This window comes from Parvularcula mediterranea (assembly GCF_013085255.1).
Classification (GTDB): domain Bacteria; phylum Pseudomonadota; class Alphaproteobacteria; order Caulobacterales; family Parvularculaceae; genus Parvularcula; species Parvularcula mediterranea.
This window is the reverse complement of record NZ_JABFCX010000003.1, coordinates 1,220,962-1,243,297: the sequence shown is the minus strand read 5'-3', so window position 1 is coordinate 1,243,297 and position 22,336 is coordinate 1,220,962. Positions and strand designations below refer to the sequence as shown.

21 protein-coding genes are annotated in these 22,336 nt (G+C 62.1%); 12 read left to right on the top strand and 9 right to left on the bottom strand.

Annotation, left to right across the window (positions count from 1 at the left end; all coding sequences use genetic code 11):
- Positions 1-11: 11 nt before the first annotated feature.
- On the bottom strand, positions 12-755 hold the full coding sequence (locus HK107_RS14945) for a CPBP family glutamic-type intramembrane protease (RefSeq protein WP_173201231.1): 744 nt from the start codon (positions 753-755) through the stop codon (positions 12-14).
- Positions 756-908: 153 nt separating this feature from the next.
- On the opposite strand from HK107_RS14945, the gene HK107_RS14940 reads away from it, so the two are divergent.
- The 6 genes from HK107_RS14940 to HK107_RS14915 all read left to right on the top strand — a co-directional run bounded on the left by HK107_RS14940 (position 909) and on the right by HK107_RS14915 (position 7,582).
- Positions 909-1,940, top strand: coding sequence for a helix-turn-helix domain-containing protein (locus tag HK107_RS14940; RefSeq protein WP_173201229.1), 1,032 nt, complete (start codon positions 909-911; stop codon positions 1,938-1,940).
- A gap of 95 nt (positions 1,941-2,035) precedes the next feature.
- Positions 2,036-2,839 (top strand): sterol desaturase family protein, encoded by an 804-nt coding sequence (locus tag HK107_RS14935; RefSeq protein WP_173201227.1) that lies wholly within the window; start codon positions 2,036-2,038, stop codon positions 2,837-2,839.
- Positions 2,840-2,873: 34 nt separating this feature from the next.
- Positions 2,874-3,515 (top strand): DUF998 domain-containing protein, encoded by a 642-nt coding sequence (locus HK107_RS14930; protein ID WP_173201225.1) that lies wholly within the window; start codon positions 2,874-2,876, stop codon positions 3,513-3,515.
- Positions 3,516-3,571: 56 nt separating this feature from the next.
- A complete protein-coding gene (locus HK107_RS14925; RefSeq protein WP_173201223.1) occupies positions 3,572-5,155 on the top strand; it encodes a lysine--tRNA ligase in 1,584 nt (527 codons plus the stop codon).
- On the top strand, positions 5,152-6,249 hold the full coding sequence (locus HK107_RS14920; protein ID WP_173201221.1) for a mechanosensitive ion channel family protein: 1,098 nt from the start codon (positions 5,152-5,154) through the stop codon (positions 6,247-6,249). Before HK107_RS14925 ends, HK107_RS14920 begins: the two co-directional genes overlap by 4 nt.
- Before the next feature lie 64 nt (positions 6,250-6,313).
- Positions 6,314-7,582, top strand: coding sequence for an agmatine deiminase family protein (locus tag HK107_RS14915; RefSeq protein ID WP_173201219.1), 1,269 nt, complete (start codon positions 6,314-6,316; stop codon positions 7,580-7,582).
- Here HK107_RS14915 and HK107_RS14910 read toward each other — a convergent pair.
- Positions 7,579-9,078, bottom strand: coding sequence for a hypothetical protein (locus tag HK107_RS14910; protein WP_173201217.1), 1,500 nt, complete (start codon positions 9,076-9,078; stop codon positions 7,579-7,581). The genes HK107_RS14915 and HK107_RS14910 overlap by 4 nt on opposite strands.
- 277 nt (positions 9,079-9,355) lie before the next feature.
- On the opposite strand from HK107_RS14910, the gene HK107_RS14905 reads away from it, so the two are divergent.
- A complete protein-coding gene (locus HK107_RS14905; RefSeq protein ID WP_173201215.1) occupies positions 9,356-11,413 on the top strand; it encodes a M36 family metallopeptidase in 2,058 nt (685 codons plus the stop codon).
- 113 nt (positions 11,414-11,526) lie between these two features.
- Here the strand turns inward: HK107_RS14905 and HK107_RS14900 are convergent, their stop codons facing one another.
- Positions 11,527-12,057 (bottom strand): hypothetical protein, encoded by a 531-nt coding sequence (locus HK107_RS14900; protein ID WP_173201213.1) that lies wholly within the window; start codon positions 12,055-12,057, stop codon positions 11,527-11,529.
- Between the two features lie 120 nt (positions 12,058-12,177).
- On the opposite strand from HK107_RS14900, the gene HK107_RS14895 reads away from it, so the two are divergent.
- From HK107_RS14895 to HK107_RS14880, 4 genes are all read left to right on the top strand, one after another.
- Complete coding sequence (locus HK107_RS14895) at positions 12,178-13,053, top strand: LysR family transcriptional regulator (RefSeq protein ID WP_198912427.1); 876 nt, start codon at positions 12,178-12,180, stop codon at positions 13,051-13,053.
- A 597-nt stretch (positions 13,054-13,650) separates the two neighbouring features.
- Positions 13,651-15,597: a PrkA family serine protein kinase gene (locus tag HK107_RS14890; RefSeq protein ID WP_269815647.1), complete on the top strand. Its 1,947-nt coding sequence runs from the start codon at positions 13,651-13,653 to the stop codon at positions 15,595-15,597.
- A 78-nt stretch (positions 15,598-15,675) separates the two neighbouring features.
- Positions 15,676-16,533 carry a formyltetrahydrofolate deformylase gene (purU, locus tag HK107_RS14885; RefSeq protein WP_173201211.1) on the top strand — a complete coding sequence of 286 codons (858 nt, stop codon included), beginning with the start codon at positions 15,676-15,678 and terminating at the stop codon, positions 16,531-16,533.
- A 118-nt stretch (positions 16,534-16,651) separates the two neighbouring features.
- Positions 16,652-17,224: a M48 family metalloprotease gene (locus tag HK107_RS14880; RefSeq protein ID WP_173201209.1), complete on the top strand. Its 573-nt coding sequence runs from the start codon at positions 16,652-16,654 to the stop codon at positions 17,222-17,224.
- Here HK107_RS14880 and HK107_RS14875 read toward each other — a convergent pair.
- The 3 genes from HK107_RS14875 to ppa are packed head-to-tail and all read right to left on the bottom strand — an operon-like array spanning position 17,199 to position 19,140.
- On the bottom strand, positions 17,199-18,302 hold the full coding sequence (locus tag HK107_RS14875) for a Gfo/Idh/MocA family protein (protein ID WP_173201207.1): 1,104 nt from the start codon (positions 18,300-18,302) through the stop codon (positions 17,199-17,201). The two genes, HK107_RS14880 and HK107_RS14875, sit on opposite strands and share 26 nt — an antisense overlap.
- Positions 18,303-18,334: 32 nt before the next feature.
- On the bottom strand, positions 18,335-18,592 hold the full coding sequence (locus HK107_RS14870) for a DUF4258 domain-containing protein (RefSeq protein ID WP_173201205.1): 258 nt from the start codon (positions 18,590-18,592) through the stop codon (positions 18,335-18,337).
- Between the two features lie 11 nt (positions 18,593-18,603).
- Entirely contained in the window at positions 18,604-19,140 is a 537-nt protein-coding gene (gene ppa / locus HK107_RS14865) for an inorganic diphosphatase (RefSeq protein WP_173201203.1), read from the bottom strand.
- 178 nt (positions 19,141-19,318) lie between these two features.
- Between ppa and glsA the strand changes: the two genes are divergently transcribed.
- Entirely contained in the window at positions 19,319-20,896 is a 1,578-nt protein-coding gene (gene glsA, locus HK107_RS14860) for a glutaminase A (protein WP_173201201.1), read from the top strand.
- On the opposite strand, the gene HK107_RS14855 is transcribed toward glsA, so the two are convergent.
- Genes HK107_RS14855 through HK107_RS14845 form a run of 3 tightly spaced genes read right to left on the bottom strand, consistent with a single transcriptional unit; the run spans position 20,897 to position 22,211 of the window.
- Positions 20,897-21,400, bottom strand: a complete 504-nt coding sequence (locus tag HK107_RS14855; protein WP_173201198.1) for a hypothetical protein — start codon at positions 21,398-21,400, stop codon at positions 20,897-20,899.
- Positions 21,364-21,753 (bottom strand): hypothetical protein, encoded by a 390-nt coding sequence (locus HK107_RS14850; RefSeq protein WP_173201196.1) that lies wholly within the window; start codon positions 21,751-21,753, stop codon positions 21,364-21,366. Before HK107_RS14850 ends, HK107_RS14855 begins: the two co-directional genes overlap by 37 nt.
- Positions 21,741-22,211 (bottom strand): hypothetical protein, encoded by a 471-nt coding sequence (locus HK107_RS14845; RefSeq protein WP_198912426.1) that lies wholly within the window; start codon positions 22,209-22,211, stop codon positions 21,741-21,743. The genes HK107_RS14850 and HK107_RS14845 overlap by 13 nt, the downstream gene beginning before the upstream one ends.
- Positions 22,212-22,336: the final 125 nt, after the last annotated feature.

The window sequence follows — 22,336 nt, the reverse complement described above, 5'->3', positions numbered from 1 at the left end:
CTTCGTTCCGCCTACAGAAAATAGTCTGCGGTGTTCGCCCAGGTGTGAAGGAGGATGGGGAGCAACAGGCTCCCTGTCCCAAGCCGGACCCCGACCCACAAAAGGCCATAGAACAGCGTCGGGACGTTCCAGAACGGCCTGAATTCAAATCCCCACGACCCGTCGGTGAAGATCGAGTGCACCGACCAGAAGTGCAGCGCCGTGATCAGCGCTGCGACGAGCACGGCAAAGGTCCCGGCCCTCTCCATGCCCTTGCGGGTGAACCCCATGATCAGCATGCCGAGCAGCAGCCCCCTGAACCAGAGCTCTTCTTCGATCGAAGGCATGGCCGCCTGATACGCCATGTCGACGGCTGGCTCTGTTTTTGTGCCGGGGAAATAGAGCGCCATGAAGAGACCCGTCGCGATGGCGGTTGCCACGGCCAGACCGATCCCAAGCTTTGGCGCCGGTCCGTTCTGCGAGAGCGTCAGGCCAACCTTTCCGAGCCGCCCCCAGAAAATGGCAAGTGTGGCGACGAGCCAGAAGCCGGCCGTGACGATCTTGCCTTCCCAATTGTACCGGCCACCGATCCAGTCACCGAAGGCTCCGTCCGCGCCTAGGAAGACCAGCACCTTGCCGATGAGAGCGAGGGCCAACGCACCTCCGAGCCATGCCCAGCGCACCCGCCCACGCATGAGAAGCACACCGAGCCCAACCCAGACGGCCAGTGCTCCGGTCTCGAAAACGATCATCTGGATCGCGCGTTCGCTCAGCATGGTCTGCCGCCCTTTACTCTGCCCTCTGTACCTTAGCGTGCAGTCCGGCTTCAGCGCCACCGTAACGTCCCGGCTCGCCGTTTTCGAAAATGGCGACGTTCGCAGGCGCTGCGCATCTGGTCCGCCGGAGCCGGGCGCTGCTAGTCACCTCCTATGCCTGAGGCCTCACCCACAGTTGGTTTTCTTGCAGGGATCGCCTTCGGGTCGATTGCTCTTGTTGCGCTCACGCTCCTGAGGAGCGGCGCGTCGCGGGGGACAATGATCGCCGGGCTGATTTTCTGTGTCGCGACGGCCATCGTCGTGACCGAGGACCTCACAGAAAGCTACGCTTATCACCTCGCAGGCTTCGCCGCGGCGGTGATGACCGGGGCGCTCTGGGCCTTCGCGCTGCAGCTCTTCGGCTTCAGGACGAGCCCCCAGCGGCTCTGGACGCCCATGGCCGTGTTGCTCGCGGTCAACGCCGCGGCGCATGTCATTCCGGAGGTCCATGACCCGGCGCTGCTCGTGCAGAGAACACTGATCGCCGTTTTCGGGATCGGCGTGCTGATCCTCGTCTTGAGGAGCGAGGCCGACGACCTCGATCCGGTCCGGCGGAGGATCAGGCGGCCTTTCGTAGCGCTGATCGGCCTTTGGACTGCGCTCGCCCCGACCCTTGGGACCCTGTCAGGGCTGGGCCTCCTGCCCCGCGAGCTCATTCTTCTCGACGAGATCGGCAACGCGGTGATGTGCTTCCTCGGCGCGCTCCTTTTCACCGTTCCCCAACGGGCACTCTTCGCACCGCCTGAGAAGGAAAAGCCGAGGCCCGCGCAGCCCGAAGGCGATGATGCGCAGCTCCTCGCCAAGCTCGACAACGCCATGACCCATGAGAAAGCCTGGCTGGAAGAGGGCCTCACCGTTGGCGGCCTCGCGGAGAAACTCGGCGTGCCCGAGCACCGCCTGCGCCCGGTCATCAACCAGCAGCTCGGCCACCGGAACTTCGCCGCTTTCATCAACCGCCACCGCCTCGAGGAGGCCAAGCGCCGCCTCTCCTCCCCTGATCATAAAGGCGAGACCGTTGCCTCGATTGCCTACGCTGTCGGCTTCGGATCGCTCGGCCCCTTCGGCAGGGCGTTCAAGGACGCGACCGGCATGACGCCCACCGCTTACCGCAAGGCCAATAGCCAGAGCCCAATGTCGGAAAGCTGATCGATTTCAGAAGAGGTGCGACTCTTTCCGAAAACCGGTGCGACGTTCACCCGCGCAGCCTCCAGTTCTGCTAGACGACATTCAGGGAGCACAGGATGGACCTCTTCATCGCATGGCTTGAGCGGATCGGCGGCAACCTCGTCACGGATCTGGAGCGCTATCTCGTCCTCGCCATCGGCGTCTGGTTCGTCCTCTGGGTGATGCTGTCGCGCTTCATCTGGTTCAGGAAAGTGCGCAGCGAATGGCCGCCCCGCGAGCAGATGGTGAGCGAGCTTCTGCACTCCCTCCGCTCCATCGCGATCTTCTCTGTCTTCTCCTCGCTGATCTGGGTCCTCTATGAGGCCCAATGGCTCCCGTGGGCCGACGTCAACGCGCAGATGACAGGGCCTTGGTGGTTCTGGGGTTCGATCGCCGTGACGATCCTCTGCCACGATGCCTACTTCTACTGGGTCCACCGGTGGATGCATTCGCCGAAGCGTTTCCGCCTCTACCACCGGCGCCACCACAAGAGCATGAACCCCTCGCCCTTCACGGCCTACAGCTTCGACCTGCGCGAGGCGGCGCTGATGGTGATCTTCGTGGTCGGCTTCGAGATCCTCGTGCCCAACGCCCACGGATCGACGGGCATGTTCATCGTCATCCAGCTGGTGAAGAACACCCTCGCCCATTCAGGCTTTGAGCTGATGCCCGCCCGGCGTGACGGCAAGCCGATGTTCGACTTCTTCACGACCACGGTGCACCACGACCTCCACCATGCGAGGGCAGGCTATAATTTCGGCCTCTACTTCACCTGGTGGGACCGCTGGATGGGCACCGAAGACCCCACCTACCACGCAGAGTTCAAGCGGGTGGTGCAGCAGCGGAAGAACCAGAAGCTGCCCGAAGCGGTCGCCGCCTGAGGAACGATCATCGTCCCTGAGCCATTCGTGGGGGATGAGCGACCAGAGCATCGACAAGGGCTTGCGCGACAGCTTTGGCTGGACCCCCTATGTTGTCCTGGGCGGTGCCGCCCTGTTTGGCTGCGCCGCCACCATCCTCTGCGATATGGTGATGTGGTTCCTTGTCGAGGACTACAATCCCGTCGCCGACACGATCAGCGAGCTTGGCGCGGGGCCCTATGCCGAGCTCCAGGACACCGGCATCACGCTTTTCGCCCTCGGGATCGTCGCGCTCGGCATTGGCCTCGTTTTGAGGGGCCAGCCGGGCAAGCTCCCGACGGCGGTGCGCGCTGCATTCTTCGCCCTCGCAGCCGATGTGGCGGCTATCGCCCTATATAATGAGTATGGCGACGGCGATGTCGGAGGGCTCGTCCTTCACCGCTGGTTCGTCGCGGCAGCCTATGGCCTCGTTGGCTTTCTCTTCCTCGCAGGGCCCACGGCAGCCGAGCAGATGGAAGGCAAGCTCAAACGGATCAGTCGGATCCTCGGCGTCCTTTGGATCCTGACTGCGCCCATTTTCTATCTCCTTCCGACAGCGTGGGACGGCGGGTTCGAGCGCATCCTCGCCATGTTCATCGTGCTGCCCGTCGCCTTCGCAGGCCGCCAGCTCATGCGCACGCCGAAGGGCCTCGAATAGACCCCCGCGGCAGTGGCCCCCTATCCCTCGCGCGGGAACCCGTTATATCCCAGCCTATGAGCAACCAAACTTTCGACCCCGCCATCCTCGAGAACGCAAAAGCCTGGCCCTTCCAAGAGGCCAAGTCGCTGAAGAAACGTCTTGAGAAGATGGGCAAGAAAGACGGCCTCGTGACCTTCGAGACCGGCTACGGCCCCTCGGGCCCGCCGCACATCGGCACCTTCGGTGAGGTCGCGCGGACGTCCATGGTGCGCCATGCCTTCACCCAGCTCTGCCCCCAGTATGACACCCGCATCGTCTGCGTGTCCGATGACATGGACGGTATGCGGAAGATTCCGCCTGTCCCGAACGCGGAGATTCTCGAAGACCATCTCCAGAAGCCCCTCTCCCGCGTGCCCGATCCTGCGGGCGAGCATGAGAGCTTCGCCGCGTCCAACAACGCCAAGCTGCGCGCCTTCCTCGACCGGTTCGGCTTTGACTATGAGTTCGTCTCCGCAACCTCGGCCTACGAAGCCGGGACGCTGGATAAGTCACTCCTCCGTATGCTGGAGGTTTATGACGAGGTCATGGACATCATCCTGCCGACCCTGGGTGAGGAGCGCCGCCAGACCTACTCTCCGATCTTGCCGATCAGCCCTGAAACAGGACGTGTGCTGTATGTCCCGCTCCTTGAGCGTGACGCAGCTTCGGGCACGATCGTCTACGAGGACGAAGACGGCACGAGGCGTGAGCAGTCCGTCAAAGGTGGTGCTTGCAAGCTGCAATGGAAAGCCGACTGGGCGGGCCGCTGGTACGCCCTCGACGTCGACTACGAAATGGCAGGCGAGGACCTCACCGAGTCCACGCGCCTTTCCTCCAAGATCGTCCGTACACTGGGCAACGAAGCGCCTGCAGGCTTCAACTACCAGCTCTTCCTCGACGAGGAAGGCAAGAAGATCTCGAAGACCAAAGGCAACGGCCTGACGATCGACGAGTGGCTGCGCTACGCCGCGCCGGAGACGCTGCAGCTGTTCAACTTCACGGCTCCGAAGAAGGCGAAGAAGCTCTATTTTGACGTCATTCCGAAGCAGGCTGACGAATACTGGACCCATGTTGGCAAGTACGCCGATCAGGAGGACCAGAAGCGCGTCGAGAACCCGGCCTTCTTCATCCATCAGGGTGGCGTGCCAGCCACGACGCCGCCGGTCAGCTTCGGCCTCCTCCTCAACATCGTCGATGCCTCGGGCACGTCGGACCCTGAGGTGCTGCGCGGCTTTGTGCAGAAATATCGCCCGGATGCCTCGGACCAGGAGATGCAGGCGATGGAGCCGATGCTCGGCTACGCCGTGAACTATTTCCAGGACTTCGTGTTGCCGAAGAAAGACTTCCGTGCACCGACGGATCAGGAAAAGGCAGCCCTCGAAATGCTCTCGGCACGGCTCAAGGACCTCGGCGAAGGCGAAGAAGAAGACGCCTACCAGACGGCTGTCTTCGACGCCGGCAAGGCCCAGGACTACGCCAATATCCGCGAGTGGTTCAAAGGCCTCTACGAGGTCGTCTTCGGCCAGTCGGAAGGCCCGCGTATGGGGCCTTTCGTCAAGATCTACGGCGCGGCTGACACCGCGGCGTTGATCGATAAGGCCCTCGCGCGGAACGCATGACCACGCAGGCCGTCGCAGATACGCTCGACGCGGTGGAGGAGACCCTCTCCCCCGCCGCCGAGCGGACTGAGGCCCTGGTCAATCAGGTTCTGGACATCCTGCCGCTGCTCGGCGTTGCGCTGGTGGCGGTCCTCCTCTTCTGGATGCTGGGCCGGTTCCTGTCGCGGAGGAGCTGGATCCTCGGCAAGCTCTCACGGGGTTCGAACCTTATCAAGGAACTCCTTGAGCGGACAATCCCGATTGTCTTCTTGCTCCTCGGCATCGTCGTCGGCCTCAACATCATCGACGCGATGGGCGTCCTCTCCGCGGTCCTCGGCGCTGCTGGCGTGGTCGGCATCGCCGTGGGCTTTGCGATCAGGGATACGATCGAGAACTTCATCGCTTCGGTGATGCTCAGCATACGCCAACCCTTCAGGCCGAAGGACTTCGTGGACATTGACGGGCGTCAGGGCAGCGTCGTGAGACTGACGAGTCGCGCGACGATCCTGATGACACCAGACGGCGTTTCCGTGCGCATACCCAATGCCCAGGTCTTCAAGGCCATCATTACGAACTACACCCGGAACCCTGAGCGCAGGATCACGTTCCAGCTCGGCATCGACGCTGAGGATGATCCCCGCGCGGCGATGGACCGGGGCATTGCGAAGATGAAGGCGCTTGGCTTCGCTCTCAATGATCCGTGTCCCTCTGCATGGATCGAAGAGGTTGGCGATAGCAATATCCTTCTCTCCTTTGCCGTCTGGATCGACCAGTCCGAGACGGATTTCCTGAAGGCCAAATCCGCCGCCATCCGCGCGGTGAAGGATACGCTGGAGGCCGAGGGCTTCACCCTGCCCGAGCCGATCTACCGCCTGCGGATCGATCAGCTGCCCGAAGCCCTGAAGGCCACTGTCTTTGAAACCGACCAGCCCTTCGAGGCACCGCCGCCGAAGAAGAAGAGCCCACGCGCTCCGGACGAAGAAGACACCTCGGCGGACAAGACCATCGAAGAGAAGGTCGAGGAAGACCGCGCCGCCTCTGGCGAAGAGGATCTTCTCGACGAGGACAAACCCACCGAGTTCGGCGACGACGGCAAGGACCAGCCCCCAGCCTGACGGCGGGATTGACGCCTCTTCTCCTCTCGCCCACGCTTCTGAGGGGAAATCGTGGGGAAGACAGATGGACCGTCGCCAGCTTTTGACAGGCCTCAGCGCCGCAGCTTTTGTGCCGATCAGCGCTCGCGCACAGGCGGAGGCAGCGCACACCTTCCCGCCTGAATGGCACGAGCATGAAGCCATCTGGATGGGCTGGACCGACAGCGTTACGGCCTCCGATGCGCACACAACCCTCCGCCTTGAGATGATCGAGGCCCTTGCACCCCATGTGCCGGTCAAGATGCTCGTCACGGGCGACGATGTCGCGGCGCACATCCGTAAGCTGATGGATAAGCGGAGAATCCCGGCCGAGGCCGTGATCTTCGTCAAGCAGCCCACGGTCGATGTCTGGACCCGGGACTCAGGCCCCCTCTTCGTCAGCGACGGAAAAACTCTTCAGCTTGCGGACTTCAAATGGGGCAATTACGGGTTCCCTTGGCCCCACACCGGGCCGATGAGCATGGAGCGCAAGAACCTTGACCAGGAGGTCGCGGCACAGTTCGGCTACAAGAAACGCCGCTCCGAAGTGGTGGCTGAGGGCGGCGGCATCGACGTCAATTCGAGCTGCATGGTCTCCTACATGGATGCCGCGCTGCACCGGAACCCGGGCTTCACGCTGGCCGAGATCGAGGATGCCTTCAAACGGCTCTACGGCAAGAAGAAGGTTATCTGGCTCAACCGCGCGCCTGTTTCAGACCGAGTGTTCGCAGGGCCCAAGGTGGCCAACTTCTTCGGCTGGGGCGCCAATGGCCATGTCGACGAGTATGTTCGGTTCACGGACGAGAACACGGTCCTCGTCGCGCAGGTGAGTGAGGAGGAGCGCGAGATGAACGCGCTCTACCGCCTCGATCACGAAATCTTGGAAGAAAATCGGCGGCAGCTCGAGCTCGCCACCGATCCCTGGGGCCGCCCGTTCGAAGTCATCCCCATGCCGATGCCAGACGTGACCACGATGATGGAAACGCGGACCCTGACCGAGGAAGACTTCCGGGTTGGCGCCTTCGGCGCGCCGATGCATTCCGTCTACAGAGATTTCAAGCCAGGCGATGAGATCCACTGGCTGCCCGCGATGAGCTACCTCAACTTCCTCGTCACCAATGACGTCGTCCTGACGGCCAAGTACGGCAAGGAAGGCAGGGCCGACCACCTCCGTAAAACTGACGAACAGGCGGCGGAGATCCTCAAGGAGCGCTTCCCGGGAAGGAAGATCATCGGCATCGACCCGATGGCCGCCAACTGGAATGGCGGCGGCATGCACTGCATCACCCAGCAGGAGCCGAAGCTCAAAGGCTAGATACCGAGGAAGTCAGGTTTCGCCGATTTTCTGAAGCCGTAATAGACATTGAGCCACCACGCCTCCGGGTAATCGAAGAGACTGTTTTCGTACGGAGCACCTTCTGGCCCAAGCTCTCGCCGCCTGACCATGGCCCGGAGATTGTCGACGAGGAGCGCATCGCCGCGGGTCAGGGTCACTTCCTCCGCCTCGCTATTGGCAAGGTCGATCGCCTTAATCAGGCCAGCAAAGGCCCGCCGAATGGCACCGTCCGTTCCGAGAAATTGTGACCAATCCAAGCGGTTGGGATCCCACCTCAGGCCCCAATCGGGGTTCGCAGGATCACCGGAGAGGTTCTTGAGGACCGGTTGCGGAATGAGGGCAACCTCCGACCGCTGACGAAGCGTTTTTTCGTCCCACTTGCCGAACATCTCGATGTCTGTCTCAGACAGTAGTTTCAGGACGGCCGTGACCTCGGCCTCGACGTCATCGTCGGACAGCTCCTCCTCGTCGAACTGCCAGCGGATAGCCTCGGGCAGCTTTTCGATGATCTGCGCCACGGTCGTCACGAACAGCGAGATATGCACCGGGTTCTCGATAGCCGTATACAGAAGGAAGGGAGCAGTCTCGCCCTGAGACTTCTCCTGGCGCTCATCGGGCCAGCGATAGTGTGGCGCGCCCGTCCTGAAGCGCAGCGTCACGTCATGATTGTCGCGAATGGTGGTCAGCTGCGCCTGATGATCCGTATGCTTCGCTCTCCGCCACTGGTCCCCCGTCGGGATTTCGTCCCGCAGCTCACAGCCGAGAGCGTTGAACAGGAGCGACGCGCGGATACCGTTCCGGGCGGCCCGGGACTGAATGAAATAGCGGTCCTGATAGGCGGCGGGGTCGCGGGATGACTGGAGGCCCTTGAAGAGGTACTCGGATTTCAGCTTACGCTCGAAAACCTCCCGCATACAGACGACCGGAGCATCGCCCTCGCGCATCTCGTCGGCCGCAGCCTGCAGCTTCTTCGGCAGGACATCGTAGCCGTCCTCGGAGCCGTAGAGATAGCCGGTCGCCTCGAATACCATTTCCGGCTGGCGCTGCAGCCAGGTCAGCGCAGCGTTCGTCATCTGCATCCGCGTCTTCGGCTTCAGCCACTTGGTATTGAAGACGTAGATCTCCGCCATCTGCTGGAAGAGCGGGAACTTCGACAGGAGCCGGCCCAGCCGGTCGAAGAAGAAGTAGACGAGCACCGCGCCAATTGCGCCAAGGCTCACCGGGCCGAGCGGTCCCGTCAGGAACTGAAGGCCCGTCAGCTCCGCCAGCTGCTCTCCCCGGAAATACCCCGCAGCCGCGCCGCCGGCGAGGCCGATCGCGATCAACCCGAGGGTGAAGATCGAGACCGCGCCGTTCTCATAGCCATTGATGATCGGCTGGAACCTGCCCGACTTGGCGATGAGGCGAGCATAAACAGCCTCAACCGTCCGGTGCAGGCGAGCACGCTCATTCAGTCCGAGCTTGAGTGATCGCACCTGCCCTCGTGCCTCCCATCCCCGCCTGAGAAGTTAACCATAGGCGTGGGGCGGGGTCCATCGGCGGAGTCGCACCGCAAAAATCGTGGGAAGTTTTCCACAGTGAGCTCTCGGCCTGAGCCCCTTGTTCGCCGCTAGCTTTGAGACAATCACGTGAGATGATCACGTCACATATTTGACGTCTCTGAGCGCGATCGTCCGAAAAACTGCTTGCCTGCGCCTGATTCTGCGGAGCAGGGTGCGACATTCTGTAAACGACACAACCAAGGGACAGGTTATGATCGGGGTAAAACAGTGGCTTGGCGCCGGGGCATCGGCGCTCGCCATCTTCGCGGTATCTGCGGGTACCGCGTCGGCGCAGGAGGATAGCCTGCTCGTCGACACCAAAGTCAGCACCGAGCGCGGTGTGCGTGCACAAGGCGCGGACGCTCCAGGCCGCGTGAAGAACTACCTGCGCAGCCAGGGCCTCACCGATGACGCCATCGGCACGCTGGTCGAGAAGCGCCAGTGGAAGGGCCGCAACGGCCGCACCCACTTTGAGTTTGCGCAGCAAGTGAACGGCCGCCGCGTCGTCGGTTCGGTCGTCAAGGCTTCGGCTGACGCTGACGGCAACCTGCTGACCGTCTCCCGCCGCCTCGCCAACGGCCGCCAGATCGAGGGCGGCAACAGCCTCTCCGCAGGCGAAGCCATCGGCATCGCAGCTGGCCTCCACCATGATGGCGCGCCGCAGCTTTCCGGCAATGGCCGCAAGGTTGGCCTCACCACCTCCTTCGACAAGGGAAGCTTCTTCCACGTCGATCCGACGGCTGAAGAAGTCTTCGTGGCACGCAAGAACGGCCGCATGGAGCCGGGCTACCTCGTCACCACCTGGTCCGAAGCTGACAACCTCCTCGTGGAGACCGTTATCAATGGCCGCGGCAAGGTGGTCTCGTCAGAAGTCCGCACGGCTGAAGACAGCTACAATGTCTATGAGATCCACCCGGACGTCTCTAACCAGGCCGTCGTTCAGGGCCCGGCCAGCACCACGGCAAGCCCGAATGGCTGGCTCGGAACGGGCACGCAGTACGCGACCCTGATTTCTGGCAACAATGTTCGCGCCTATCTCGACACGAACAATTCGAACACGCCTGACAGCCCGTCGCGCGTCGTGTCGGACGGCAACTTCACCACGGTTGCCCAGCTGAACCAGTCGCCCTCGACGACCATCAATAAGGAAGTCGCGGTCCAGAACCTCTTCTACCTGAACAACGTCATCCACGATGCTCTGTATGGGTACGGCTTCACCGAAGCGACCCGCAACTTCCAGGAAGACAATTTCGGACGTGGCGGCGCAGGCTCTGACTCTGTGGAAGCGCAGGCTCAGGACGGCGGCGGCGTCAACAACGCCAACTTCGCAACGCCTTCGGACGGCTCGAACCCGCGGATGCAGATGTATCTGTGGAACACGACCGCCAACGGTCTCGACGGTGACCTCGATGGCGACATCGTCTGGCACGAGTATGGCCACGGCCTGACCTGGCGGATGATCGGCTCCATGTCGGGTGCGTTCCCTGGCGCCATCGGTGAAGGCATGTCCGACGCCCTCGCCATCATCATGACCGATGATGACCGTGTTGGTGAGTACGCCACCACCGACACGAACCGCGGCATCCGCCGCTACCGCTACGAAGGCTACCCGCTGACGTTCGCGAACTTCTCCGGCTCGTCGGTCCACTCCGATGGCGAGATTTATGCGGCGACCCTGTGGGACCTGAAGAAGCGCTATGCGGGCGCAGGCCACAATCGCGACGTGCTGATGGGCGACATCGTGGACGGTATGAACTTCACCGCTCCGGGTCCGGACTTCCTCGACATGCGGAACGGCATCCTCGATTCAGCTCCAGCTGATCGTGACTGCCTTGTCTGGGAGAGCTTCGCGGCCTTCGGCATGGGCAATGGCGCATCGATCCAGACGAAGGGACGTAGGCAGACGATCAACGAATCGTTCGCTGTGCCTTCAAGCTGTGACGGCACGCCTCCCCCGCCGCCGCCTCCGCCCCCGGGTGATGTCGAGCTGACGGCGCTTTCAGGCTCCTCGGCGACCTCTGGCAAGCGCCGCTGGCGCGCAACGGCCAACCTGACCACCAGCGCGTCTGGCGTCACGGTTGCCTACAGCTGGAACGACGGCAACTCCGGTACGTGCACCACGGACGGTTCGGGCAGCTGCTCGGTCCAGTCGGCGTCCTACCGCACGAACCAGCGCACCAGCCTGACCTTCACGGTCGACCAGATCGCTGGCGCAGCTCCCGCCCCTGCATCGGGTGTGAACCTCACAGTCACGATGACTGCTCCGTAAGCAGAAAAAAGAAGCGCCGCGGGACCCACCTCCCGCGGCGCTTCAGTTTCCCGACAGGGTTCTCCCTCGGGTGAAGGCTCCGTAGACCATCGGTCTACGGAGCCTTTTTCTTGTTAGCGGGCCGATGCTGCGATCTGGCGGTAGGTCTTCTGGACCTGCTCCATCTCGCGGCGGCCATCGGCGACCATTTTCTCACCTTTGGCGAGTTTCTTGTTGCCGTCAGCGATATTGTCGCGGCCTTTGCGCTGTTTCAGCTTGGCGAGGGTCAGGTCTTCCTGGGCCTCTTTGAGGGCCTTTTCGAGCGACTTGATCTCTTTGGCTTCCTTGACCGCTTCGTCAGCGGTCGCGCTGGTGCCGAACATGGTCATGGCGAAGTCGTAGCGCTCCTGAGCGTTGGCGACTTTCACGGTCGCTTTTTTCGCAGCAGCTTCGCCTTCGCTGATCTGCTTCTCGCCCTTGCGGATTTCGGCCTTCGCCTCGCGGATCATCTCTTCGCCTTCAGCGACTTTCTTCTCGCCCTTGCGCCAGTCCTTGGCGACGTCGGTGACTTCTTCGGCGAAGTCCTTCTGGCCGGTGGCACACGCGGTGAGCGAGAGCGAGCCGAGGAGGATCGCAGCGAGGGCAGCTTTCGAAACTTTGGTCATGTCGTTGTCTCCTGGCCGGTGGGTTGGTGGGAGTGTCACCGGCGATGATGGAGAGATGGACCACCGCATCAATTCGTGCAAACGAATAGAATTGCGGTATGTAATCGGAAACTCCGAATTATGGACGTCACGCAGGCACGGACCTTCCTAGCCATTGTTGAAGGCGGCAATTTCGTCGCCGCCTCGAAGCGCCTCTTCGTCACCCAGTCGACGGTTTCGGCACGAATCAAGGCGCTGGAAGAGCAGCTCGGCAAACCGCTCTTCACAAGGTCCAAGGCCGGCACCGCCCTCACCCCGGCCGGGCACCAGTTCTACCGCTTCGCGAGATCCTTCGTCCGGGTCTGGGAGGAGGCGCGCCACCAGGTCGCTGTGCCCGAGGCCTTCGATGATACCCTCGCAGTTGGCGGGCAGGTCTCCCTCTGGAACCGTCTCCTCACCCGCTGGGTCCCTGTGTTTCAGGAGCGCCGCCCGCGCGTCGCCCTGCGCTGCATGTCCGGGATGCCCCAACGCCTGATGCGCGAGATGTCCGAGGGCACGCTGGACCTCGCCATCCTCTACCGGCCCGAGCACCGTCCCGGCATGGCGGTGGAGGAGCTGATCGAGGACCAGCTGATCCTCGTGACAGCAGCGCCAGACCGTCCGCTTACGGAGAGCTACATCTACTGCGAATGGGGCACAGGCTTTGGCGAATGGCATGCCGCGCAGTTCCCTGAGCTTCACAATCCGGGCTTAGCGATTGACCTCGGCGCGATCGGCGTGAACCTCGTCATCAATCAGAAGGGTGCTGCGTACTTGCCGCGGCGGATCGTCGAGCCGCACCTCGAAGAGGGCCTGCTGACGGGGATCGAGGACGCACCAGCCTTCCCCTACCCCGCTTATGCCGTCTGGCAGGAAGAGTTCGTGGACCACGGGGTGATGGAGGACGCGCTGGCAACCCTCCGCGAGACAGCCGAAGCATCGATGCGTGGAGAGCTTCCTCCTCCGTACTGGGCCTGACGTCGGCAGCACTCGAACAAGGTCGGTGCTAGCGTCACCTCTCCCTGAGGAAGAGGTCGAAATCTACGCTTTCGGGTGAGGGCATTCTAGGCCGAGCGCCAAAGTCCCTCACCCTCGATCCCTCTCCCGATGGGAGAGGGAGGCGGCACCTCGCCTGCTGCGCATCTATCCCAACATCTCAGCGGCGCGGCCAAGCGTCCGACCGGGCGCCGGGCGGACAGCCCGCCCCATCGGAGGCGCCGCGCGCCGTGAGATAGGAGAAGGAACCTTTCCATCCGTTCACAAATGATGTGGCTGCGCCGTCACGCCGCGATCAATTTGCGCAATTGTTCAGAATAAGGACCTTGCGGGAGATGCAGGGCTCAGCGCACCATCCTATATGTTGTATCGGTTCTTTTGAGCGAAATCGTGCGCTCGGAGGCGCGTTTGTAGGGTTCTGCATCGTATTCCATTTACGCTTTGCATTTACCCTGATGGTTGCGCCGATCGCACGTGGCTTGAGAGCGATCCGGCAGTGAGCATGGGCGGGTACCGGCGCTCCCGCCAGAGAACCGCTGGGCATCAGGGGCCCGGCAGAAACGGGTGGCAGTGATGAGCATGACTGACGGACTGGATGTCTTCGACGCCTTCGCAGAGGGCTATGAGCGGACCAAGCATGAGGAGATGTCGCTTCGCGATTACCTGCTCGCCTGCCGCGACGATGTCATGATGTACGCCTCCCCGGCCGAGCGGATGGTCAAGGCCATCGGCGAGCCAGAGTTCATCGACACTTCGAAGGATCCGCGCCTCAGCCGGATTTTCTTCAACCGCACCATCAAGCGCTATAAGGCCTTCGAAGGCTTCTACGGCATGGAAGACACGATCGAGCGGATCGTCGGATACTTCCGTCACGCAGCGCAGGGCCTCGAAGAGAAGCGCCAGGTCATCTACCTCCTCGGCCCCGTCGGCGGCGGTAAGTCCTCTCTCGCTGAGCGCCTCAAGGACCTGATGGAGGAGTACCCGATCTACGTCCTCAAGGCTGGCGACGAGCTTTCCCCTGTGTTCGAAAGCCCCCTCGGCCTCTTCCAGACCGAAGACCTCAAAGGCCTCCTCGAGGAAAAATACGGTATCGAGAAACGCCGCCTGACCGGCATCATGAGCCCCTGGGCCGTGAAGCGCCTCGACGAGTTTGGCGGCGACATCTCGAAGTTCACCGTGGTGAAGGTCTACCCCTCGAAGCTCCGCCAGATCGCCGTCTCGAAGACAGAGCCCGGTGACGAGAACAACCAGGACATCTCCGCGCTGGTCGGTAAGGTCGATATCCGCAAGCTCGAGCACTACTCCCAGGACGACACGGATGCCTACAGCTACTCAGGCGGTCTCTGCATGTCGAACCAGGGGCTTCTCGAATTTGTCGAGATGTTCAAGGCGCCGATCAAGGTCCTCCACCCGCTCCTGACGGCCACGCAGGAAGGCAATTATGTCGGCACAGAAGCGCTTGGCCCGATCCCCTTCCAGGGCGTGATCCTCGCCCACTCGAACGAGTCCGAATGGCAGGCTTTCCGCAACAACAAGAACAATGAAGCCTTCCTCGACCGGATCTCGGTGGTGAAAGTTCCGTATGCGCTGCGCCCCACCGAGGAAACGGCGATCTACGAGAAGCTGCTGAAGTCCTCGGAACTCAAGAACGCTCCGTGTGCACCAGAGACCCTGCCCATGCTGGCCAGGTTCTCAGTCCTCACGCGCCTCAAGGAGCATGAGAACTCGAACCTCTACTCCAAGATGCGGGTCTATGACGGCGAGAAGCTGAAGGACACCGACCCGAAGGCGAAGAGCCATCAGGAATACAGGGACGCTGCCGGCGTCGATGAGGGCATGGACGGGATCTCCACCCGCTTCGCCTTCAAGGTCCTCTCCGAGACCTTCAATTTCGATACGGAAGAGGTCTCCGCCGACCCCGTCCACCTGATGTACGTCCTCGAAAACTCGATCAAGCGGGAGCAGTTCCCTGACGAGGTCGAGAAGCAGTATCTCGAGTTCATCAAGGCCGAGCTCGCGCCCCGCTATGCTGACTTCATCGGCAAGGAAATCCAGAAAGCCTATCTCGAAAGCTATGGCGAGTACGGACAGAACCTGTTCGACCGCTATATCTCCTATGCCGATGCGTGGATCGAGGACCAGGACTTCAAGGACCCCGACACCGGCCAGCTCCTTGACAGGAACACGCTCGATCAGGAGCTTTCCAAGATCGAGAAGCCTGCGGGCATCGCGAACCCGAAGGACTTCCGCAACGAGGTCGTCAAGTTCGCCCTGCGGTCCCGCGCATCCCATGGCGGCAAGAACCCCAGCTGGACGAGCTACGAAAAGCTCCGTTCGGTGATCGAAAAGCGGATGTTCACGCAGGTCGAAGACCTCCTCCCGGTCATCTCCTTCGACTCGAAGAAGGACTCCGAGACCGCGAAGAAGCACGACGACTTCGTCAGCCGCATGACCGAGCGCGGCTACACCAGCCGTCAGGTCCGCCGCCTCGTCGAGTGGTACATGCGGGTGAACAAGGCCGGGTAAGGCCAGCTTCAATCGAGGCTTGATCGCCTCTCTCAATGGCGGTTCCATGGGAGCCGCCATTTTTCTTGAAGGTGCCCAATGGCCGAGCCCGGCAGCTACATTCTGAGAACCGAAGCCAAGGACGAGGTCGGCATCCTCGCCGGCGTCACGGGCCTGCTCGCGGAACATAGCATCTCGATCGCCGAGAGCCATGATTTCGGCGACCCCGTCTCGGGTAAGTTTTTCATCTGGGTAAGGATGACTTGTCCCGAGGGGATGGACATGGCGGCCTTCGAGAAGCGTTTCGCTGGCTTTGCCGAGTGGCGGAAGATGCAGTTCTCGATCCGCCCCGCTGACTATCGGCCGCGGGTCCTCCTTATGGCCTCGAAGATGGACCATTGCCTTTCGGACCTTCTCTTCCGCCATCGCCACGACCGTCTGGGTGCGGAAGTCGTCGGCATCGTCTCAAACCATGACGACGCCCGCTGGCATGCCGACCGGCACGACCTGCCCTTCCATCATATCCCGGTGGCCAAGGAGACAAAGGCCGAAGCCGAAGAGAAACTCCTGGTACGGATCGAAGACAGCGGTGCTGATTTCGTGGTCCTAGCCCGCTACATGCAGGTGCTCACGGACGATCTTTGCCGAAAGCTCGAGGGACGGTGCATCAATATCCACCACTCCGCCCTGCCAAGCTTCAAAGGCGCCCGGCCCTATCACCAGGCCTATAGTCGCGGCGTAAAGCTCATAGGCGCCACCGCGCACTACGTCACGGCAGACCTCGACGAAGGCCCGATCATCGCCCAGGAGGCCGTCAGCGTCGACCACCGCGCCACGCCCGACCGCCTCATCGAGCTTGGCCGAGACATCGAAGCCCGCGTCCTCGCCCGCGCGGTCAGGGCCCACGCCGAGGGCCGCGTCTTCATGAGCGCAGGCCGCACGGTGGTGTTCGACTGAGCAGCGCGGTCAGTGCACATCTGAGTTCTTGATTTGTCAGCGCGATCGCCATCACTGCCTTTCAGGCTTCCGCCTCTGCCCTCATTCAGTACACTACCTCTTAAAAGGGAGGACTGTCATGGACAGGAGAGGGTTCATTGCAGGCGCGTCGGCCGCTGCACTCTGCTGCGGAGGCGGCACAGCCTCTGCCCAGCGCTACAGGCTCATGTGTTCCTACGCAGGCGGAACGACGGGGCAAGGTCTCTTGCCAGCTACCCGCAGGGCCATCGTCGAACTGCAAAGCATCATGCGCGCGCTCGGCTACAGAGCGCCGCTTGAGATCTATCAAGGCGGCGTCCCAAACGCAGCGGCTACGGTCATCGGCGGCAGGCCCGTCGTCCTCTACAATGCAGGGTTCCTGAACGGGCTCGCTCGTTGCCATAGCGCAGCGGCGGTCACCGTCCTCGCCCACGAAGTCGGACACCATGCGAACCTCGATACGCAGTGGACGGCGCAATTCAAGCATCCCTGGTCCAAAGAGCTGGGCGCGGACTTCGTTTCGGGTGTCGCCATGAGGCGAATGGGCTATTCATGGCGAGACGCCCAAAGCGGGATCAATTGCAGCTTCGGTCCGTTCTCACCGGGGAACCAAAGCCATCCCGACAGTCAGCGCCGCCTGAGAGCAATCAATGACGGTTATTCGGCAGGCTGACCGGATCAAGGTTCCTGGCGCTGAGCCACGCTGCGTCGAGGATCTCCACGACGGTCAGATTGTTCTCCAGCGCGCTGGGGTCGGTGGGGTCCAAGGTCACCTCGCCCCGAACGACAGCCCGGAAGAGAGCGAAGGGGTCGTCATGGGGTGCCTCGCGCGGCGTGACCGGGAGCGGTGAGAATACTCCGCCCTCCTCGTCCTTGAGATCCAACCTGTCGCGGTCTGCGAACATGACCCCCTCGGTGCCGTAGACGGTCATGTCCTTGACGGAGAACGTCCAGTTCCAGCTCGCCTGAATGACTGCGACCGCGTCGCCATAGTCGAGGGTGATGACAGCATCATCGTCCACGTCCGGATAGAGTTCAGGCTGGAGCTGCGCGACCTGCGCCGTCACGGAAATCGGCTTCCGCCCGTCCATCAGCCATGTCATCAGGTTCGCGCCGTAGCAACCAAAGTCAATCAGAGCGCCGCCGCCATTCTGGTCCGGATCCGTCAGCCAGCTGAGGAATTCGTCATCGACACCGATGAGAGCAGGCCCCTTATGGCCGTGGCGAAACTCAACCCTCCGCACCTCTCCAGCCTTGCCTTCCCCAAGAAGCGCCTTGGCCTCATGGTGCGAGGCGTACCAAGTGGTCTCATAGTTCGTAAGAAGATGAATACCCGCGCCCGTGGCCAGCTCCGCCATGCGCTCGGCATCCTCAACCGAGAAGGCAAGCGGTTTCTCGACCATCACATGGATGCCCCGCGGCGCTGCGGCCTCGACCACGCCGAGATGCTCCACAATGCTTCCGAACGCGGCCAGGCCTTCAGGCTCCACCTCATCGAGCATCGCGCCAAGGTCGTCAAACAGCAGCGCATGATCCTTCCCGTACTGAGCAAGGTAGCGCGCCGCGAGCGCTTCGTCGGGCTCATAGATGCCCACGATCTCCACCTCACCGCGCTTTTCGCTCTCGAACAGCCAGTGGACATGGGTGTGGGTCAGCCGGGCAATGCCGATCCGCATGGGCTCGGAGGGGTGCGCGATACCCAATGCGGAGAGCAGCACCATCAGGGACAGGGCAAGGCGGATAAGGATCATGGCTGAAGGTCCGGCAGTGACGCCGGGTCAGCCTAGCCCCCAGGAGCACCCTTGGTCGAGCGTTCTGCGCAATCCTTCTCCCCCTCCCGATAGGCGGTGATGAGAAGCAGCTTCCGGCGGGTCGGATAGATGATCGCGACAACGCCAGCGGCGCTTCGCTTTTCCATCTTGTAGCCCTTACCCTTTTCGACCGTGTCCGGATAAAAAACGGCCGCCCTCAATTCAGTGCGGCCGATCCCTCGCCGCTCGACAGCGAGGCGGGCATGGCGGGTCTTGACGAGCTCCGCCATGCGAGAAAGCCTTACTCAGCTTCCGGTTTATAGTTGGCGACGCCTTCCTGGATCAGGCGCTCGGCTTCTTCCTTGCCCTTCCACTCGATCACCTTCACCCACTTGTTGGGCTCGAGGTCCTTGTAACGGTCAAAGAAGTGCCAGATCCGCTCAAGCAGGATCGGCTGCACGTCTTCATAGGTTTTGATGTTGTCGTAGAAGCGCGTGAGCTTCGGATGCGGCGCGGCGAGGATCTTCTCGTCGATGCCCGCCTCGTCTTCCATGATCAGTACACCAATCGGGCGTGCACGGAGGACACAGCCCGGGACCAGAGGACGGTTGCCAAGGCACATGACGTCCACCGGGTCACCATCGCCGGACAGCGTGTGCGGAACGAAGCCGTAGTTACACGGATACCGCATGGAGGTGTAAAGGAAGCGGTCGACGAAAATCGCGCCGGACGGCTTGTCGAATTCGTATTTGATAGGCTCGTTGCCGAGCGGGACCTCGATGATAACGTTGATGTCTTCGGGCGGGTTTTCCCCCACCGGCACCTTGTCGATGCGCATAGATAACCTCTTGCTGGCCTGAGACAGGCCCTTTCGGGCACGCGTTCCCCCTGAACACCGTGCCCCTCTGATGGTGCGTTATATTGCACTGCGAAAGCGCTGCAACCCTCGACATGAGGAGGGTTGACGGCGCTGAGGTGTTCGATAACCCCCGAGCGTTGATCAACAAGGAGGAAGCATGGGCGCCGATATCGTGGCTCTGCACGAGCAAAGCCAGGGGCCTGTCATTGAGAAGGTCTTCGACGCCCTCCTGCCTGACGGGTCGGATACGATCCTCGTGGAAGATGTCTACGCGGCGCTGGCTGCCTGCGGTCTGGACCTTCAGGACCGCCGCATTCGCGAGACCGTGCGCAACCTCAAGCGCCACGCGAAGGGCCAGAAGCTCGACCGCGAAGGTTTCCGCGAGATCGTGGCGCCGGAGAATGCCTCCCTCATCGCAAGAGGCGTCGCCGGGGACTTCATCATCCCGAACTTCACAAGCTTCCAGCGGCGTATCGGCGACATCTTCGAAGAAGTCTCCAAGGTCGAGAGCGGCCAGGTCGCCAACTACATCCCCCAGCTCGCCAGCGTCGATCCCGACCTTTTCGCCGTCGCGGTCTGCACGGTGGACGGCCAGCAGTTCTCGCTCGGCGATGACCATGAGAGCTTCTGCGTCCAGTCGACCTGCAAGCCGGTCAGCTACGCCATCGCGCTCGATGCCCTCGGCCGGGACGCGGTCCATCGCCATGTGGGCCGCGAGCCATCGGGCCGGGGCTTCAATGAGCTGACCCTCAACCAGAACGACCTGCCTCACAATCCGATGATCAATGCCGGGGCGATCATGACCGCCTCGCTGATCAATCCGGGCCGTCCGCTTGCGGAGCGCTTCAGCAGCGTCATGGATGTCTGGAAGAGGCTTTCAGGCGGCAGGCGCTGCGGCTTCGACAATGCCGTCTTCCTCTCCGAGAAAGAAACCGCCGACCGGAACTTCGCTCTCGCCTATTTCATGCGCGAGCACGGCGCATTTCCTCCCGGTACAGATCTTCTCCAGACCCTCGACTTCTACTTCCAGCAATGCTCGATCACCACGGACGTCAGGCAGATGGCGAACCTCGCCGCGACCTACGCCAATGGCGGGGTGTGCCCGACGACGAGCGACCACGTCTTCAGGGCGGAAACCGTCAAGGACGTCCTCTCTCTGATGTACAGCTGCGGCATGTATGATTTCTCAGGGGAGTACGCGTTCTCCGTTGGCATCCCGGCAAAGTCAGGCGTGTCCGGAGCGCTTTTCATGGTGGTCCCAGGCGTCTGCGGCATTGCGCTCTACAGTCCAAAGCTCGACGTCCTCGGAAACTCCGTACGCGGCGTTGAGTTCTCGCGCAGGCTCGTGGAGACTTTCGCTTTCCACACCTATGCCGGCATCGTCGACGATCAGGACCTCGTAGATCCGCGCAGGCCAAGGGTCGAGCGCGATGCAGAAGCCGCCGCCTACCTCTGCTCAGCAGCAGCCAGGGGTGACATCGGTGAGATCAGGCGGCTGATCGCTTCACACATCGATCCGTGCACCGCTGACTATGATGGCAGGACAGCCCTCCATCTCGCAGCATCAGAGGGAGAGGAGAAGGCGGTCCGCTACCTCCTCACCATCTGCAAGGACATCCGCCCCCTCGACCGCTGGGGCAACTCTCCCCTCGACGATGCAAGGCGCGAAGGACACGCGGGAACAGAGGCGATCCTCGAAGAGGCCTATGCCGCGCCCGCCGAGGATCAAGGGTGATCAGCCGTTGGGCGCCTCTTCAACGTCCTCCACCGTGACCCGCGCATCGAACGTCGCAGCAGGCGTCAGGCCGGTGCCCACAGGGAAGCTTTCAAGCGATACGCCCATGCGCAGGACCTCAAGTTCCATCCGCATACGCGCTATTTCGAGCTCATACATACGTGTGCAGTCAATCCGCTTGGCCCGCTTGCCGATCGGGAAGACCACCCGGCCGTAAACAGCTGCGGTCTGTCGCGCATAGACGTCTTCGGACTGAAGAACACCGACATCGAAGAACGGGCCGCCATTCGCCACGGCTGACTGACAGGTCGTACCATCCGCGCCGCGGACGACGTCCTGACCCGTGACAATGGGCGCTTGGGGCAGGTTGATCGTGTTTTGATTGAACAGGGAGCTTTGCGAGGGAATGACAATCGGCGTCGGTGGTGACTGGTCTTGCGCCGCTGCGCTTCCAACCAGCAGGACCGCTAGAGCGATCGGCGTAGAATACGAAAACGTCCGCATACTCTTCCCTTTACGGCTGCGCCGCGCGCCTTGAGTGGCTCGGCAGTTGCACAAATATAGATCGGCTCGCCCTCTTCATCAGGTGACGGAATGATAGCCAGAATGCTCCGCTCACCCCCTGCTCCGAGGATGAAATCCGAACGGGGGAAGCGCGCCTCCTTGATAGGCTGCCAGCTTGCGTCGAACGCGTTCACCGTGAACCGCCTCGGCATGGCGTAGGGGTTCGTAACGAAGGCCCGCACCGCGGCGCGCTCGGCGAAGGTGACCACGCGCCCCTCCATCGGCCGCAGGGTCTGCCCTGCGGCGGGCCCTGCGAGGAGGGCGCTCAGGACAAACGGGACTAGGGCGCGCATGTGACGATCGTATCGAGGGTATAGTTGCCCGCGGAGAACGTCCCTGCAGACTTGGTCGCCGTGGCATCCACATCAAGAAATGTGAGGCCCAGACCAAGAGGCGATGGCGTCGGCCCTGGCACCCCAACCGCAACGGTGACGCCCGACGCATCATAGCTGGTCGCAAAGGAGGTATTGGTATCGGCGTCGACCGGCCCGGTGGTGAAGTTCGCCGGAGGCGCGACCGTCACGTTGAAGCCCGAACCGGTGGTCGTGACCGTTGCCCGGCCTCTCGTACCGCCCGCTTCGGTGCTCGACAGGATGGTCAGGTCCGCGGATGGACCCAGCGTCCCGTCAGTATCCGCGATCACGGTGCAGGTGCCTCCGACATTGGCGGTGAAGGTCACCGTCTGCTGGGCAGCTGCAACCGACACGAGAAGCGGCGCGGCGGCGGAAAGAGAGAGAAAACTGTGAGACACTTAGGTCCCCCCAAGGATTACTGGCTCAACATAGCCTTGCCAAACTCGCGTTAAGGTTGCGGATCGATGCTCGCCGCATTTTGACTGATCGGGGAAAGGTCGAGCGGCTGACTTCGCTTGGCGAG

Excerpts from the sequence above, each read along its gene's own strand:
- HK107_RS14945 (WP_173201231.1), bottom strand. The coding sequence starts at position 755 with ATGCTGAGCGAACGCGCGATCCAGATGATCGTTTTCGAGACCGGAGCA.
- HK107_RS14940 (WP_173201229.1), top strand. The coding sequence starts at position 909 with ATGCCTGAGGCCTCACCCACAGTTGGTTTTCTTGCAGGGATCGCCTTC.
- HK107_RS14935 (WP_173201227.1), top strand. The coding sequence starts at position 2,036 with ATGGACCTCTTCATCGCATGGCTTGAGCGGATCGGCGGCAACCTCGTC.
- HK107_RS14930 (WP_173201225.1), top strand. The coding sequence starts at position 2,874 with ATGAGCGACCAGAGCATCGACAAGGGCTTGCGCGACAGCTTTGGCTGG.
- HK107_RS14925 (WP_173201223.1), top strand. The coding sequence starts at position 3,572 with ATGAGCAACCAAACTTTCGACCCCGCCATCCTCGAGAACGCAAAAGCC.
- HK107_RS14920 (WP_173201221.1), top strand. The coding sequence starts at position 5,152 with ATGACCACGCAGGCCGTCGCAGATACGCTCGACGCGGTGGAGGAGACC.
- HK107_RS14915 (WP_173201219.1), top strand. The coding sequence starts at position 6,314 with ATGGACCGTCGCCAGCTTTTGACAGGCCTCAGCGCCGCAGCTTTTGTG.
- HK107_RS14905 (WP_173201215.1), top strand. The coding sequence starts at position 9,356 with ATGATCGGGGTAAAACAGTGGCTTGGCGCCGGGGCATCGGCGCTCGCC.
- HK107_RS14900 (WP_173201213.1), bottom strand. The coding sequence starts at position 12,057 with ATGACCAAAGTTTCGAAAGCTGCCCTCGCTGCGATCCTCCTCGGCTCG.
- HK107_RS14895 (WP_198912427.1), top strand. The coding sequence starts at position 12,178 with ATGGACGTCACGCAGGCACGGACCTTCCTAGCCATTGTTGAAGGCGGC.
- HK107_RS14890 (WP_269815647.1), top strand. The coding sequence starts at position 13,651 with ATGACTGACGGACTGGATGTCTTCGACGCCTTCGCAGAGGGCTATGAG.
- purU (WP_173201211.1), top strand. The coding sequence starts at position 15,676 with ATGGCCGAGCCCGGCAGCTACATTCTGAGAACCGAAGCCAAGGACGAG.
- HK107_RS14880 (WP_173201209.1), top strand. The coding sequence starts at position 16,652 with ATGGACAGGAGAGGGTTCATTGCAGGCGCGTCGGCCGCTGCACTCTGC.
- HK107_RS14875 (WP_173201207.1), bottom strand. The coding sequence starts at position 18,302 with ATGATCCTTATCCGCCTTGCCCTGTCCCTGATGGTGCTGCTCTCCGCA.
- HK107_RS14870 (WP_173201205.1), bottom strand. The coding sequence starts at position 18,592 with ATGGCGGAGCTCGTCAAGACCCGCCATGCCCGCCTCGCTGTCGAGCGG.
- ppa (WP_173201203.1), bottom strand. The coding sequence starts at position 19,140 with ATGCGCATCGACAAGGTGCCGGTGGGGGAAAACCCGCCCGAAGACATC.
- glsA (WP_173201201.1), top strand. The coding sequence starts at position 19,319 with ATGGGCGCCGATATCGTGGCTCTGCACGAGCAAAGCCAGGGGCCTGTC.
- HK107_RS14855 (WP_173201198.1), bottom strand. The coding sequence starts at position 21,400 with ATGCGGACGTTTTCGTATTCTACGCCGATCGCTCTAGCGGTCCTGCTG.
- HK107_RS14850 (WP_173201196.1), bottom strand. The coding sequence starts at position 21,753 with ATGCGCGCCCTAGTCCCGTTTGTCCTGAGCGCCCTCCTCGCAGGGCCC.